Origin of the sequence: Algoriphagus sp. NBT04N3 (assembly GCF_019443765.1) — a bacterium.
Lineage (GTDB): Bacteria > Bacteroidota > Bacteroidia > Cytophagales > Cyclobacteriaceae > Algoriphagus > Algoriphagus ornithinivorans.
In genome coordinates, this window is sequence record NZ_CP048415.1 from 4,338,869 (window position 1) to 4,354,984 (window position 16,116).

Annotated in this window: 13 protein-coding genes; 9 read left to right on the forward strand and 4 right to left on the reverse strand. The window is 40.7% G+C overall.

All coding sequences use genetic code 11. The features are described from left to right. Positions 1–7 precede the first annotated feature (7 nt). Positions 8–778, forward strand: coding sequence for an alpha/beta fold hydrolase (locus GYM62_RS18940; protein WP_219957556.1), 771 nt, complete (start codon positions 8–10; stop codon positions 776–778). On the opposite strand, the gene prmC is transcribed toward GYM62_RS18940, so the two are convergent. Next, positions 770–1,606 (reverse strand): peptide chain release factor N(5)-glutamine methyltransferase, encoded by an 837-nt coding sequence (gene prmC, locus GYM62_RS18945; protein ID WP_219957557.1) that lies wholly within the window; start codon positions 1,604–1,606, stop codon positions 770–772. The two genes, GYM62_RS18940 and prmC, sit on opposite strands and share 9 nt — an antisense overlap. 84 nt (positions 1,607–1,690) lie before the next feature. On the opposite strand from prmC, the gene GYM62_RS18950 reads away from it, so the two are divergent. After that, complete coding sequence (locus GYM62_RS18950; RefSeq protein WP_219957558.1) at positions 1,691–2,500, forward strand: hypothetical protein; 810 nt, start codon at positions 1,691–1,693, stop codon at positions 2,498–2,500. 57 nt (positions 2,501–2,557) lie between these two features. Then, complete coding sequence (locus tag GYM62_RS18955) at positions 2,558–3,745, forward strand: RsmB/NOP family class I SAM-dependent RNA methyltransferase (protein ID WP_219957559.1); 1,188 nt, start codon at positions 2,558–2,560, stop codon at positions 3,743–3,745. A 35-nt stretch (positions 3,746–3,780) separates the two neighbouring features. On the opposite strand, the gene GYM62_RS18960 is transcribed toward GYM62_RS18955, so the two are convergent. From GYM62_RS18960 to GYM62_RS18970, 3 genes are all read right to left on the reverse strand, one after another. After that, a complete protein-coding gene (locus GYM62_RS18960; RefSeq protein WP_091651715.1) occupies positions 3,781–4,080 on the reverse strand; it encodes a helix-turn-helix domain-containing protein in 300 nt (99 codons plus the stop codon). Continuing rightward, a complete protein-coding gene (locus tag GYM62_RS18965) occupies positions 4,067–4,420 on the reverse strand; it encodes a type II toxin-antitoxin system RelE/ParE family toxin (RefSeq protein ID WP_219957560.1) in 354 nt (117 codons plus the stop codon). Before GYM62_RS18965 ends, GYM62_RS18960 begins: the two co-directional genes overlap by 14 nt. A gap of 112 nt (positions 4,421–4,532) precedes the next feature. Beyond that, positions 4,533–5,342, reverse strand: a complete 810-nt coding sequence (locus GYM62_RS18970) for a universal stress protein (protein WP_219957561.1) — start codon at positions 5,340–5,342, stop codon at positions 4,533–4,535. A gap of 415 nt (positions 5,343–5,757) precedes the next feature. Between GYM62_RS18970 and GYM62_RS18975 the strand changes: the two genes are divergently transcribed. The 6 genes from GYM62_RS18975 to GYM62_RS19000 all read left to right on the forward strand — a co-directional run bounded on the left by GYM62_RS18975 (position 5,758) and on the right by GYM62_RS19000 (position 16,075). Next, positions 5,758–5,901 (forward strand): hypothetical protein, encoded by a 144-nt coding sequence (locus GYM62_RS18975; protein WP_219957562.1) that lies wholly within the window; start codon positions 5,758–5,760, stop codon positions 5,899–5,901. Between the two features lie 483 nt (positions 5,902–6,384). Further along, positions 6,385–9,759: an isoleucine--tRNA ligase gene (gene ileS / locus GYM62_RS18980; protein WP_219957563.1), complete on the forward strand. Its 3,375-nt coding sequence runs from the start codon at positions 6,385–6,387 to the stop codon at positions 9,757–9,759. A gap of 17 nt (positions 9,760–9,776) precedes the next feature. Next, positions 9,777–10,400, forward strand: a complete 624-nt coding sequence (locus tag GYM62_RS18985) for a lipoprotein signal peptidase (protein ID WP_219957564.1) — start codon at positions 9,777–9,779, stop codon at positions 10,398–10,400. Between the two features lie 196 nt (positions 10,401–10,596). Further along, entirely contained in the window at positions 10,597–13,539 is a 2,943-nt protein-coding gene (locus GYM62_RS18990; RefSeq protein ID WP_219957565.1) for a DEAD/DEAH box helicase, read from the forward strand. 185 nt (positions 13,540–13,724) lie between these two features. Beyond that, positions 13,725–15,071, forward strand: coding sequence for a PhoH family protein (locus tag GYM62_RS18995; protein ID WP_091651694.1), 1,347 nt, complete (start codon positions 13,725–13,727; stop codon positions 15,069–15,071). Positions 15,072–15,916: 845 nt separating this feature from the next. After that, positions 15,917–16,075: a hypothetical protein gene (locus tag GYM62_RS19000; protein WP_219957566.1), complete on the forward strand. Its 159-nt coding sequence runs from the start codon at positions 15,917–15,919 to the stop codon at positions 16,073–16,075. Positions 16,076–16,116 lie beyond the last annotated feature (41 nt).

Genomic DNA, 16,116 nt, shown 5'->3' on the forward strand with positions numbered 1-16,116 from the left:
ATAATTTATGTCTTCTGTATATTTTTTTGAAAAAGGACAGGGTCAGCCTGTGGTTTTGGTTCATGGGTTCTGTGAAATTGGAGCCATGTGGGCAGATTTTGCAGAAGAGCTGAGTAAAAATTACAGAGTTATTTGTCCAGATTTGCCGGGCTTTGGAAATAGTCCTTTGGAAAAATCACACCTCAGCCTAGAGGAGCTTGCAGTGATGTTGGAGGAATGGATGGAAGAAAATGAAATTTTCGAACCGATAGTTATTGGCCATTCTTTGGGGGGTTATGTGACCTTAGCACTTTTAGAATTGATGCAGCAGAAATTAAAGGCTGTTGGACTATTTCATAGTACGGCTTTCGCAGATGATGCTGATAAAAAGCAGATGAGAAATCGGGCAATTACCTTTTTAAAGAAAAACGGAGTTGACAAATTTGTAACCTCATTTGTGCCTCAGCTTTTCCCGGAGGACAGAAGAAAAGAACTTTCCACAGCTATTGAGACAGCTCTAGAACAGGCAAAGGAATCAACTTTGGAGGGTTTGATCGCATTTACAGAAGCGATGCGGGACAGAAAAGACCGAACCCAAGTTTTGGAGCATTTTCATGGTCCAAAATTATTGATTGCAGGCACGGAGGACGGCTCGGTTAAATTAGAGGCAAGTAGAAAACAAAGCTACTTGTTCACTGATTATTTCGAACTAGAAAATACCGGGCACATGGGCATGTTTGAGCGAAAAGGCGAAACCTTGGCTCTGATTAAAAACTTTTGTCAAAAGGCCTCATCCTAAAATACCTTTCACGATTCTATCCTTGTCATTAAGGTCTTGGATCAATTCAATCTTGCTGTAGCCCTGCTTATTCAGCAAGTTCAGTACTTCCTGACCGTAATATTCATGAATTTCAAAATAGAGCTTCCCCCCCTTTTTCAGGCATTTTTTGGCTTTCTCAGCAATGACCCTGTAAAATAAAAGCGGATCCTCATCTGGGACGAAAAGCGCCAATTCTGGCTCAAAATCCAATACGTTTTTGTGCATAAGTGCTTTTCCTTTTTCAGGGATATAAGGTGGATTGCTGACCAAAATATCCAAATCATCTAAAGGAATTTCCTCTTTCAGGATATCTATTTGATAAAATTTGACATCAGTCTTGAATTCCTTAGCGTTTTCTCTGGCGATTTGCAAAGCCCCTTCGGAAATATCCAAGCCATAAACTTCCGCTGAATTCATTTCCAAAGCCAGAGATATTGGGATACAGCCTGTGCCTGTACCGATATCCAGTATTCTTAAATGAGGTTGGGGATTTTCTTTGATAATCAAATGCACCAACTCTTCGGTTTCATTCCTAGGGATCAGCGTATCTCTGCTTACTTTGAATTCTCTCCCGTAAAAAGGGGCCTTTTCTAAAATTTGCTGGATAGGTTCTCCTTTTTTCAAACGTTCAAAATCTGACAAAAGAGCCTGAGGCAGATCCTTTTCCTCTAAAAAATGCATCATATCCACTCTTCTCAAGCCTAAATGATGTTCAAATAGCCATTCCACCAAGTTTTGCGCTTCCGAGAAATCGTAAAGCTCCAGGGATTGGGCCCATTTTTTTACCAAACTATTGTAATTGATCATAGTAGCGAAAAATGAATTAGCTCCGTAAAGGTAAGCACATCCCTGACTGTGGGAAAGTTGTCCGATAATATTAATGCTTGAGGAATGATGAGAAAATTACTGTTGCTTTCTATGCTTTTCCTGATTTCTGTAAGTGCTTATTGCCAGGAGAAAAAAGGGATTTGGTTTGAATTGGATGGGGTTTATTGGGAGAAGGCTTTGAAGCAAACCCAAAGTATTGCTCCTGAAAAAGCAAGGTTTGGGGGAGGTAGGTTTTTCGCAGGAATCCCATTAGGGAAAAGCTGGTCTTTGGGCTTGATGGGTTCTCATCATTCTTATTATGAGCCTCAGGAGACAGGATATACAAACAGGTCAATTTATGGGCCTCCCGCAGAAGATGGTAATTCTTATAGTATTGTTGGAATCGCCAGAGATCCCGTTTTGGTTGGCTTACAAAATGAATTGGTGGGATTTGGATTATTTCTTCAAAAATCCATCACATTGGGAGAAAGGACCTCTGTCAATTTCAATCTTTTTTCGATGAGGGAAAGAGGAGCAAATGCCAAATTGGAATTTTATCCAGATTATAGCTATCTGTTTTGGTGGCCATGTCTGAATTGTCTTTCTATAGTTCCCGGCCCATTTCTTATTCCTGTGGAGGAGACAAATTGGAGAACGGGCTTAGATGTAAGTTTCTCTTATGCTTTGAATAATTGGGTTGATGTAGGGCTTAGAGCGAATTTTCTTGAGTTTAGAAAACAAATCATTCAGAAGGAGCCAATGATCAGCAATCATATGGGTCAACCGAATCAGTTTTCGGTTTTAGGAGATATTTACGCTGGGGATTATTTTTATTTTGGTTCAGCAGTTCCCCGGGAAGGCATCAGAATTTCATTGACCTTCAAACCCTTTTGAGTTTCTTTTCGGCTAGTCTGAGAAAGAAAAACTACCTTTGTGCAGAATTTCTTTCTGATGAAACTACATAATAATACCATACGCGGAGTACATACCGCTTTAGAATCTATTTTTCAAGAAGGTCAATACGCTGACAAGGTCATAGAGCGTACCCTTAAATCCAATCCCAAATGGGGAGCGAGAGATCGTTCTTTTATCGCAGAAACCACCTATGAAATGGTGCGTTGGTGGAGGCTGATCAATTATTTGAGTCCTTCTGAAAGCTACTGGGATTTGTTTGGAACTTATTGGCTTATGCAAGGCAATGAACTTCCACCTTGGGAGGAATTTTCCGGATTAAACCCTGACAAAATCAAAGCAAAGTACGAGAGCTTGGACAAACCAGCCATTTTGGAATCAATTCCAGATTGGTTGTATGAGTTGGGGAAGAAGGAATTGGGGGAGAAGTGGGATCAGGAAATTCACTCTTTGAATGAAGAGGCAGAAGTAGTGCTTCGGGTAAATACTTTGAAAATCACCCGGGAGCAATTGAAAAACCGATTGGCGGAAGATGGAATCCGAACTTACATTGTGAAAGGATATCCAGATGCTTTGATTTTGGAGCAAAGACAAAATGTTTTCCGCAATCCGGCATTCAAAGAAGGCCTTTTTGAAGTTCAGGATGCTTCTTCTCAGTTAGTAGCTCAGGCCTTGGCAGTGGAGCCAGGAATGCGTGTGATCGATGCCTGTGCGGGTGCTGGAGGGAAGTCCCTCCATTTAGCTGCCCTGATGCAGAATAAGGGGAAGGTGCTTTCCATGGATGTGGAGGAGTGGAAGCTGCAGCAAACCAAGCTAAGAGCAAGAAGAGACGGAGTTTCTATTATAGAAAGGAAAGTGATCGAAGGCTCTAAGACTATCAAAAGATTGAAAGAGTCAGCGGATCGTTTGTTATTGGATGTGCCTTGTTCGGGTTTAGGAGTGCTGAGAAGAAATCCGGATACCAAATGGAAGCTGAGTCTGGACTCTATCGCTAAAGTGCAGGAAACCCAGCAGGAAATCATTCAAAGCTATTCTTCCATGTTGAAAAAAGGAGGTCAGATGGTTTATGCGACTTGCAGTATCCTGCCTTCTGAAAATCAAAAGCAGGTTGAAAAATTTCTGGCTTCTGAGGCAGGGAAAGACTTCGAATTGATCGAAGATCAAAAAGTATTGGCTCAGGAAAGCGGGTTTGACGGATTTTACATCGCGAGATTGTTGAAGAAATAAAGTAGAATTCCAAGGTTTAACTTTCCCATTTATTACTATAGGAAAGTTAAACCTATTCTTTTATTAAGCCCTTGCTCAAATATCCTAATCAACGTTGACAATTGGATATTTCCCTTACCATTTTCAAGTTTAGAGATATAGCTTTTTTTCGTTCCGGCCTTTTCAGCCAATTGTTCTTGTGTAAGTTTTGCCTCCTTTCTGGCTTCTTTTAGCATTTCACTTATGATAAACATTTGGGCATTTTCATCATATCTGTTTCTGCTTTCAGTGCCAACCTTTCCATGTTCTAATTCAATTAGTTCATCGAAGGTTTTGATTTTGCTATAGTCCTTCATCTCTCATTTTTTTTAATTCAAAATAATCTTTCATCAGTCTTTCAGCTTTTTCGATTTCCTTTTTGGGAGTTTTTTGAGATTTTTTTTGAAACCCATTAAAGAGGATAACTAATTTACCTTCGTCAAAGCAACAGAAAATTCTATAAATGTTTGATTGATACTCTATTCTTATTTCATAAAGGCCATTAGTTCCTTCTAGATGTTTTAGAAACTTTTCAGGCACCCTTTCGACCTGCTTGATAAGTTCCAGAACATATTGAACTTTATTTTTTGCCTTGATATCTAGGTTTTGATAAAATTCGATGAAATGATTTTTATGAAAAATAATACTCCTAGTCATCCATTCAAAGTTATCTCATAAGATAACATTTTCAAAAATAATAAGTTTCATTTTTTTAATCACTTTATTCTCTAATTCTACCATTTAATCAGATTTTTCTTGACGAGGCAATTCATTCCTCTAGGCAAATTGAAAGAATAGGAAAATTGTGTGTTTTGGCTAGATTTTCTGTTAGGCTTGGGTTGAAGAATTTGGTTAATCCTGATTTTTCTGTTTTAGCTAAAGTTAAAATATCTGGTTGATTGTTTTCTGCATAGTAGATAACTCCATTTTCGGCATCCTTTGCATTGATCAAGAAATGCTGTGTGGTATTATCTGACTCCAACATCTCATTGAACATTTCATCAATCTCAGCACTTTCATGGAAATCATAGGGAGTATTGATAAAAATTAAATCCAGCTGTGCTCCTAATAAGTCTGCCAGTTTTTTAAGTTTTTTAAAAATAGGCTTTTGACTTTTTTCCAAGGTAGATAGAAATGCAATCTTTTTGATCTCCTTGTGAGCTGGTTCTTCTTTTACAATCAGGATAGGAGTTTTAATATTTCTAAGCACCTTTTGGGCAGTAGAGCCAAGGTAAAAGGGTTTTTTTGCTCCTCTGCCTTCGGATCCCATTATCACCAAGTCCGGTTCGGCATTTTGAACATGCTCAAAAACCGTCTCCGAACCAAAACTGTAGATTAATGAAGAAAGGGCATTAATGCCCTGCTTTTCTAAATCATGGACTATTGATGAAAGATTGGATTTGGCATTGGCAATGGCATTCAGTGTCTCCGGATAAAACTTTTCCTTATCCTTGTCCAGCCTAACCCAGTCCACTGGAGTGCCGAGAATATGCATTACCTCTACTTTGGCTTTGAGTTTGGATGCCAGTTGCTTGGTATAAAAAAGGGCATAACCTGCTACCTCTGAAAAATCTGTCATCAAGAGTATTTTGGCATTGATTTTCATGGTCTTCCTTCATTGATGTCCTATAAGTTACGAATGATTCTGATCATATCCTTTGATCAAATTGGTGTTTGGAACTGATAAAAGTCAGTGCTTTGTGAAAAAATCCTGAAATGATTAAACTTAATGGAGTAACGAGTTCAACTCCTTCAGAGTTGGGATGCATCACGGTATATGGACTTTCTTTTACCACCAGTTTCACTGGCGGCTATTGAGGAGTTCAACCACTTCGTGGTTGGGTTGGCGGTTTCTGCAGAGTAGTGTTAGGCGTTTAAGAATTTAAGAGGATCGCTCCCAACACCTCATTGATGACTTGGGTAATATTAATCCTGAAAGGATTGAACCTTTCAATAACCACAGGCCTGCCTTTGCCGGTAGGCAGGTATAACCCGTGGAAAAGGAAGGAGCCCGACCTTGCTATCCTGACCCTGAATGGGTCAAACTTTATGGGGTACAGAGTTCAACTCCTTCAGAGTTGGAATGCTCGATGGTAGATGGACTTTCTTTTACCACCAGTTTCACTGATGGCTATTGAGGGGTTCAACCACTTCGTGGTTGGTTATAGGTTGGTGATTTCTCATCTGATTTTTATCTTGAAAATTTGAGCTGGAGTTGTTCAATTTTTTCTCTTTTGAAGAAATCGGATCTGCAGCATAGTTGACAATCCTGAAAGGATTGAACCTTTCAATAACCACGGGCCTACCTTTGCCGGTAGGCAGGTGCAACCCGTGGAAAAGGAAGCAGCCCGACCTTGCTATCCTGACCCTGAGGAGGTCAAACTTTTCCATTGCAAAGCCCCTATTTTTTAGAGTCCATGATGTATTTACTTTTTACTTCTTAGAAAAGCGCTTTTCTGCTATCTTTGTGGCTTGTTTTGAGCGGGATGCCCCGCGTGAGGGATAGAAGCGGTATCCATCCTGCGTAGCAGGAGGATAAGAGCGGATAGCCCGACCCCGCCCTTTTCGGCGGGGGCACGCCCAAAAGACCCGACATCCAAATCATTCGACAAATATTGGCTGTGAAAACGTATCAGGAATTCAAACAGGTTGACTACCCTCAAATAGGAGAGTCAGTCTTGGAGTATTGGAAAAAGAATCAAATTTTCGAAAAATCAATCGCCAACCGGGAGGGAGCCGAGACTTTTACATTTTTTGAAGGGCCACCGTCTGCAAACGGTACCCCGGGTATTCACCATGTGATGGCACGAACGCTAAAGGATATCTTTTGCCGATACAAAACGCTCAAAGGTTTTCAGGTAAAACGTAAAGGCGGTTGGGATACGCATGGATTGCCCGTGGAACTCCAAGTAGAAAAGGAGCTGGGAATCACCAAAGAGGATATTGGGAAGAAGATTTCCGTAGAGGAATACAATAAAAAGTGCCGTGAAACGGTCATGCGTTTCAAAAATGAATGGGATGACCTGACTGAGAAAATCGGTTATTGGGTGGATCTGGATGATCCTTATATCACCTTTGACAGCAAGTACATTGAGACGCTTTGGAGCTTGCTGAGAAAGCTCTATGATAAAGAGCTTTTGTATAAAGGCTACACCATACAGCCTTATTCGCCTGCGGCCGGTACGGGATTGAGTTCCCACGAACTGAATCAGCCGGGTACTTACAAGGATGTAAAGGATACCTCAATCACCGCACAGTTTAAGCTAAAAGGGCAGGAAAATACTTATATCCTTGCTTGGACGACCACGCCTTGGACTTTACCATCCAACTCCGCTTTGGCTATCGGTGAAAACCTGGATTATGTCAAAGTGAAAACTTTTAATCCCTACACCCATGAGCCTGTAAACGTGATTTTGGCAAAGGCCAGAATGGGGGCTTATTTGAATCCAAAAGCTTCAGAACTGAAGCTGGAGGATTATCAAGCGGGTGATAAATTGATTCCTTACCAAGTGGTGGAGGAATTTAAAGGGAAAGACATGTTGGGCTGGGAGTATGAGCAATTATTTCCAATCGAAGCTTTGGCATTGCCTCATCCGGCCTTTACGGTAGTTTCTGGGGATTATGTGACCACAGAAGATGGAACAGGAATCGTGCACCTAGCCAAAGCCTTTGGTGCGGATGACTTTAGAACCTTGGTACAGAATAATGTGCCAGGCATCTTCGTTCAGGATGAATTGGGTAATGATATCCCGGTTGTCGATAAAAGAGGAAAATTCCTTCCAGTAGTAGGAGAATACCTAGCTGCAAAAATGAAGGAGCATGAAATCACTGCTCATAAGGAGTATGGAGTGGATGATTTTTATGTGAAAAACTACACGGAGGATGATGAGAACGCGGCGGATTTTAAAAATACCGACGTGATTATTTCCATCATTCTGAAAAATGAAAACAAAGCCTTTAAGGTTGAGAAGTATGAGCACAGTTATCCACATTGCTGGAGAACTGATAAGCCTGTATTATACTATCCTTTGGAATCCTGGTTTATCAAAACTACGGCCTTCAAAGACAAAATGGTGGAGCTCAATAAGACCATCAACTGGAAGCCTGAAGCTACCGGAACAGGCCGTTTTGGGAACTGGCTGGAGAATCTGGTAGACTGGAATTTAAGCCGTTCACGATTCTGGGGTACACCTCTTCCAATCTGGAGAACTTCCGATGGAAGTGAAGAAAAGTGCATAGGTTCTATCGCCGAATTGGAAGCAGAAATAGAAAAATCCATCGCAGCTGGATTTATGAAGAAGTCTCCTTATGAAGGGAAAGAACTGGATCTTCACCGTCCCTATGTGGATGATGTGATTTTGGTTTCTGAAAAAGGAGAGAAAATGCTTCGCGAACCGGACTTGATTGATGTTTGGTTTGATTCAGGAGCCATGCCATACGCGCAGTGGCATTATCCATTCGAAAATGAGGATATTTTCAAAGCAAATTATCCGGCCGATTACATAGCAGAGGGGGTGGATCAGACGAGAGGTTGGTTCTTTACCTTGCATGCTATCGCTGTCATGCTTTTCGACTCTGTGGCATTCAAAAATGTAATTGCCAACGGGCTTGTTTTGGATAAAAACGGCAATAAGATGTCCAAGCGATTGGGTAATGCTGTGGATCCATTCAAGACCTTGAAAGAATATGGACCGGACGCCTTGAGATGGTATATGCTCAGCAATGCCAACCCATGGGACAATCTCAAATTTAATTTAGACGGAGTGACCGAAGTGCAAAGACGCTTCTTTGGAACGCTTCAGAATACGTATAACTTCTTCGCACTTTATGCCAATTTGGATGCTTTTGTTTATGATAAAACTAAAGCGGTACCTGTGGCACAAAGAGCAGAGTTGGATCAATGGATTATCTCCAAACTTCAGTCTTTGATCACAGAAGTGGAGGAAGCGATGGATAATTACGATGCCACTAGGGCAACCCGTGCCATCATGAACTTTACTGTGGATCAGCTATCCAACTGGTATGTAAGACTAGCCAGAAAACGATTCTGGAGAGGCGATATGAACCAGGACAAGCAAGCGGCTTATGAAACTTTGTATGAGTGTCTGTTAAGCTTGACGCAGCTGATGTCCTCTTTTGCTCCTTTCTATTCTGACTGGTTGTACAAAAATCTGAATGAAGCAGGTGAAGCCGGAAAAGAATCCGTTCACTTGACTGATTGGGTATCCGCAGACCAATCTCTGATCAATAAAGATCTAGAGGAGAGCATGGATTTGGCTCAGACGATTTCTTCCTTGGTTCACTCCTTGAGAAAGAAGGAAAAGCTGAAAGTCCGTCAGCCGCTACAGAGAATTTTGATTCCTGTATTGAATAAGAAAGTTCAGGCTCAAATCGAGCACGTAGCTGAACTCATCAAGTCTGAGGTAAACATCAAAGAGATTGAGTTTATCGACGATGCTTCCGGAGTTTTGGTGAAAGATGTAAAACCTAATCTCCCTGTTTTGGGTAAAAAACTGGGACCAAAGATGAGATTCGTCGTTGCCGCAATCAAATCTTGGGGGCAGGAAGAAATTGCCCAAATTGAGCGAGATGGAAAATACCCGATAGAAGTAGAAGGAGAGACCATTGAGTTGCTTTTGGAGGAAGTTTTGATTTCTTCTCAAGATATTCCGGGCTGGTCCGTAGCTTCTGATGCCGGAGTGACTGTGGCCTTGGACGTGACCTTGACTGATGCATTGAAGCAAGAGGGAGTAGCCAGAGATTTGGTCAACCGAATACAGAATCTCAGAAAAGACATGGGGCTGGAAGTGCAGGATAAAATCCGAATCAAAGTAGCGGACACCAACGAATTGGTCAATAAATCTGTAGGAGGGTTTGGAGATTATATTCAGTCCGAAACGCAGGCTTTGAGTTTGGAAGTCAGCAAAGAAGCAAGTACCGGGACTGTCCTGGATATGGATGATTTTGAATTGGCTGTTTTGGTGGAAAAAGCCTAAATAGCAAATAGGAAACGATGAACAAATACATAAAATACTTCGGGATTGCCTTTTTGGTGATTGTAGTGGATCAGGTGGTGAAGATGCTCGTTCATTTCCAAATGGACTTTGGCACTCCCGGACAGATTCAGATTTTTGGAGACTGGTTTAAGCTCCACTATACCACTAATCCCGGAATGGCTTTTGGGATGGAGTTGGGTACAGAATATGGTAAAATGATTTTGACCAGCTTCCGCTTGATAGCTATGTTTGGAATAGGTTATTATCTGTATTATATAATTCAAAAGAAAAATCATCCTGTATTTATAGTATGTATTGCTATGATATTAGGAGGTGCAATAGGTAATTTAGTAGATTCTATATTTTATGGTGTTTGGTTAAATAATGCACCTTATGATGCACCTACTCCCTGGTTTCATGGGCAGGTGGTAGATATGTTTTATTTTGATATCTGGGAAGGCTATTTGCCGGAGTGGTTACCTCTTTGGGGTGGTCAATACACAGCTCTTTGGCCGATTTTCAATATAGCTGATGCATCCATTTTCATAGGAGTTGCTATTATATTGATTTTCCAAGGCAGGTTTTTTCCAGAAAAAGAGGAAGAAAAAATCCCTGAAGAAAAAGTTGAGATTCAAGAATAAGTATAATTCAAGCCTGTTTTTTTCAAAGAAACGGGCTTTTTTATGTCAATTTTTCTAAAAAAGGCCGATATCAATCCATTTCTGCCCGTATTTTTATTAATTTACAAGCTAATTATTTCAAAAAAACTCAACTCTCACCGTATTTGTCTTGCTCAAATCCCCTGTTTGAGCGGGCAATTCCTGATCTTATAATTTTATGATTGTAGATTCTGACAAGCCCTTTCAGATCGTATATTCTATTTTTAATCATGAATTTCTAGGATTATTATTTGAATCCTTTGTGGTACAATTGGATGACAAAGGAAGGCTTTCTTATGCCTTTCAAAACATCAGTTCCGCGAATGCCAAGGAGTTTGACTCTGGCTTAGATGAAAAGGATTACAAGCTTATCAAGATGATGGATGCGATGCAACCGGAGGAAGTCATCAAGAGCTTTATCCCCAAAAAGAAAAACATTCGTCCTAAGGACTATTTAACGAAGATATTTGATTCCAAAACCGAGGATAAGAATACTCAAGCCTTGGTCGAGGCAAGGTTGGAAATTCAGAGGTCCAAGATATTGCCGCTACTTATCGGCAAAAGACTTTTTGAAATGGGAAGTGATGGAAATCCAGCTTGGAAAGAAATTCAGGTTAATGCCGAGCGGGCAACTGTCATCTTTCATTTTCATAAAAATCCAGATAATACCCATTACTACCCTACTATTAAGTTTAAGGGGGAGCGCTTGGAGTGGCAGTATAAAGGAGGTTATCTTATCTGTAAAGAGCCAGCTTGGTTGATTGTGAATTCACAGCTTTTTCACTTTGAAAAAGATATTGATGGAAAGAAGCTACAACCATTTTTGAATAAAAAATTTATCCTCATCGATAAGAAAATGGAGCCTACCTATTTCAGGAAGTTTATGGCTCCAATGCTAACCCAATACGATGTAGATGCCAGAGGATTTGAAATCACCATCGACAGAGGTACTCCCGAGGTTCTGTTGAAAATACAGGATTTGCCGGGAAATCAAGGCAACAATCTTTTTGGCGAGGAGGGTGAGCAGCTTGAGGAGGACAAAATTATATTTGAGCTCCGTTTTCAATATGGAGACACAGATTTTCCAGTGGAAAAAGGCACCGACAGTTCTGTGGGCAATTCAGTATCCTTGATTGAAAAAGACGGGGAATTTCTATTCAAAAAGACGATACGTAGTCTTCAGAAAGAAAAAGCATTTGGCAAATTCCTGAAAGATCTGGGATTGGAAGTCCGAGATGGAAAAGTAGCTCTACCCAAATCCAAAGCTTTTGAGTGGATCGGGGAAAATGAAGATGCGCTGGAGGAAAAGAAAATTAAAATCATTCAGCGTAAAAATGCCTCCGGTAAGGTATATCACCTAGGAAGGGCAAATATCGACATTGAGGTTAATGAAAACATTGACTGGTTTGATGTTAAGGCGCAGATTAAGTTTGGTATCTATCTGGTGCCATTTGCCAAAGTCCGAAAGCTGATCATGCAGGGTAAGACAGATTTTGAATTGCCCAATGGAGAGATCGCTGTAATTCCTGCATCTTGGTTTGTCAATTATTCAGAGTTGTTTTCTTTTATGGAGGAAGGGACTGCCCAGGATTCCATTATTATGCGCAAGCATCATTTGGCTTTGGCCAAGCAGTTGGAGGAAGGAAACCTGGTGCAATTGACGCTTACTCGAAAGCTCGAAAAGTTGCGTGATTTTGAGGCTATTGATGATTATGAATTGCCGGATTACTTCGAAGGTGAATTGAGACCTTATCAGAAGGCGGGTTACAATTGGTTAAGATTCTTGAATGAGTTCCGTTTCGGAGGCTGTTTGGCGGATGATATGGGTTTGGGTAAGACGGTTCAAACTTTGGCCTTGCTTGCCCATGAAAAGCAGGAGAATCCCGGTTTTTGTTCTTTGTTAGTCATGCCTACTTCCTTGATTTACAACTGGGAATTGGAAGCTCGAAAGTTTACCCCCGAACTGAAAATATTGGTTTATACCGGAACACAGAGGATCAAAGATCCCTGGAAATTCAGGGATTACGACTTGGTGCTGACCTCCTATGGCATTACCCGTTTGGATGTCAATATTTTGAAGGATTTTTACTTCAACTACATCATATTGGATGAGTCCCAAGCCATCAAAAATCCCGGTTCCAATATTGCGAATGCAGTCAATAAATTGAAGTCCAAGCAGAAGCTGATTCTGACAGGTACTCCTGTTGAAAATGGCACGATGGATCTTTGGTCTCAAATGAATTTTGTGAATCCGGGCTTATTAGGGAATCAGAATTCTTTCAAAAAGCAGTTTCTTCAACCAATAGAAAAGCAGAATGATAAGGATAAAGCCATCAAGCTCCATTCCATGATCAAGCCTTTCATCTTGAGGAGACTTAAATCTCAGGTAGCTACTGATCTTCCTGAGAAGATTACCAATGTGAAGTACTCTGCCATGACAGAGGAGCAGGAGAAAGTTTACGAAGAAGTAAAGTCTTACTATCGGGAGAAGATCATTGGGGAGAGTTCTCTAGTTGGAAGAGGAGCACAGCAATTTACCTTGTTGAGAGGCTTGACTCAATTGAGGCAGATTGCCAATCACCCGAAACTGGTACGAGAGGATTACAAAGGAGAATCCGGAAAATTGGAGGATATTACCTACATGTTGCAGTCCACTATTTCGGAGGGGCACAAAGTTTTGGTATTTAGCCAATTTGTGAGACATCTTTCCATTGTCAGAGAATATTTGGAAGAGCAGGGAATCACCTATTCCTATCTGGATGGTTCCACAAAGGATAGACAAGCTCAGGTAGAAAAATTTCAGGAGCAGGAGGATGTGAAGGTTTTTTTAATTTCACTGAAAGCCGGTGGAGTTGGCTTAAACCTGACCAAAGCGGAGTATGTATTCTTATTGGATCCATGGTGGAATCCAGCTGTGGAGGCTCAGGCAATAGACAGAGCGCATAGAATTGGACAGGAAAATAAAGTCATCATCTACAAATTTATCAGTAGAGGCTCAGTAGAAGAAAAGATAATGGCTCTTCAAAATCGCAAGCTGGCATTGGCCGGAGAGTTGATATCAACGGAAGAAAGCTTTATGAAAAGTCTGGATCAGGAAGATATTGCAGCCTTGTTGGATTAAGAGTCTTGGTATTAAATTGAGAAAGGCAGAAATTCAATTTTCTGCCTTTTTTTATTTGATTGATTGTCAATTAAATAGCAAGGTAGGTGCTCGACAGGTAAATAAATTATTGTTAAAAGGTAGGGAATGGAAACGATATTTTTCTAACTTATATCATACCTATTACCACTAATAACATCCTGCACATGCCTAGAGCCAAAGCTGAAAAAGAGCGGAAAATCTTTGTGCTGGACACATCCGTGATCCTGTACGCACATAATTCCATTATGAATTTTGCCGAACATGATGTGGTGATTCCGATTACTGTGTTGGAAGAGCTGGATCAGTTCAAAAAGGGCAATGACACCAAGAATTTCGAGGCTCGGGAGTTTATACGCTTGTTGGATAAGCTTTCCCAAGACCATATGATTCACGAGTGGACTCCATTGAATGGAAAGACGAAGGGAAATTTCCGGGTATTGATGAATCCGGAGAATAAACTCAATGCCAACGTGATTTTTGGAGAGGAGAAAAATGACCATAAGATTCTTAATGCAGCCCTTTATTTGAAAGAGCATGAGAAAAACCGAAAGGTTATTTTGGTTTCCAAAGATATCAACCTGCGGTTGAAGGCGAAATCCTTGGAGATCCATGCAGAAGACTATGAAACCGGTAAGATCAAGAACATCAATGAGCTCGAAAATACTGGGAAGTATATGTTGGATGATGTGGATCCGGCGGCTATCAACAAGCTTTATGAATCAGGATATATTGATGCTAAAACAGTCCTGGGCACGCGTAAGCGAAAAGCCAATGCTTATTATATCCTAAGAAGTGATAAAAATTCGGTTTTGGCCTATTACAATCCGGAAGAGAATATCCTGGAGCGAGTGGATAAAAAACTGGCTTATAATATCAAACCGAAAAATGCCGAACAGACTTTTGCTTTGGATGCGATTACTAATCCGAATATCAGGTTGGTTTCGATTCAGGGGGTAGCAGGAACGGGTAAAACTTTGCTGGCTTTGGCAGGTGCTTTGGAGCAGAGGAGAGATTATAAACAAATATTCTTGGCCAGACCTATTGTACCCCTATCGAATAAGGATATCGGGTATTTGCCGGGAGATATTAAGTCCAAGTTGAACCCCTATATGGAGCCACTTTGGGACAATCTGAAGTTTATCCAAAATCAGTATAAGGAAACAGATAAGGAATTCCAGAAAATTACTGAATTGGTTAATCAGGAAAAGTTGGTTATTCAGCCATTGGCATATATACGTGGTAGATCCTTGTCCAATATCTTCTTCATTGTGGATGAAGCTCAGAATTTGACTCCTCATGAGATTAAGACTATTATCTCCAGAGCAGGAGAGAACACCAAGATTGTATTTACAGGGGATGTCCACCAGATTGACACTCCATATTTGGATTCTCAGTCCAATGGCTTGTCTTATTTGATAGATCGAGTCAAAGATCATCCGCTATATGCACACATCAAGCTGGAGAAAGGAGAGCGGTCTGAATTGGCCAACTTGGCGAATGAGTTGTTATAGAATAGATTATTAGTGATACAGCCCTGTAAGTCAAAGATTTGCGGGGCATTTTGTTTTTAGCTGTTTTGGGAGAGAAAGTGGATTTTGAAGGTTTTTAGAAACTCAATTATTGTCTGGCGAAAAATTTGAAAAGATATTTTTTAAGATAAAGAAGATATGCCTTCGGCTAGATATTTTGGAAATACGGCTTGGGTTAATTTTAATCCCGTAGGGATTTGAGTTAGGTAGAAAAAGATATATGGAGCTTTTCCATTCCGTAGGTATGGAAGGAAAAGTTCAGGGTTCAGAGTTCAAAGTTTCCATAGCCTTCGATAAGATATTCTGTAAATACGGCTTGGGCTAATTTAAATCCCGTAGGGAATTGAGCTATGTAGAATCTTTTCTCTCGTTACTTTTTAGGCAAAAAGTAACCAAAAGCCTTGTCGTGGCTAAGCTTCCCCCCACAAACCAGCCCACACCCCGCGGCCACGACGACCCCCCGCTCCTTCACGAATATTGCTGATCGACAGAATTCGATATGGGTTCCGCATGTTTTACACGTAGTGAGTTGATAAGAGCTTCTTAGGAGCCTTAGATATTAGACTTAAGGAAGGGAGGAACCTAGTGCAGATCTTGAATCATGGTTTGGGAAGAAATCAAATTGCCAGCAAGAGATGCTTAAGAGATGATGTTAATGGAATGGTATAGAGGCTAATTTTAATCCCGTAGGGATTAGAGCTAGGTAGAAAGAAATAGATGAGACTTTTCCATGCCGTAGGTATGGAAGAGAAAGTTCAGGGTTCAGAGTTCAAAGTTTCCATAGCCTTAGGGAAGTGTTTAGAGCTGGATGGTTAAATAGTGCACTGATGATTTTATTCAGATTTCAAATCCTACTAAAGAGCCTCGGAATTGCTCCCGATAATATCGTGGATCCGAGAAGTATTGAAGAAGGTATGCCTTCGGTAAGATATTTCGGAAATACGGCTTGGGTTAATCTTAATCCCGTAGGGATTATAGCTTGGTAGAGCCATGAAAGATATGTAGCGCTTTTCCATGCCGTAGGTAT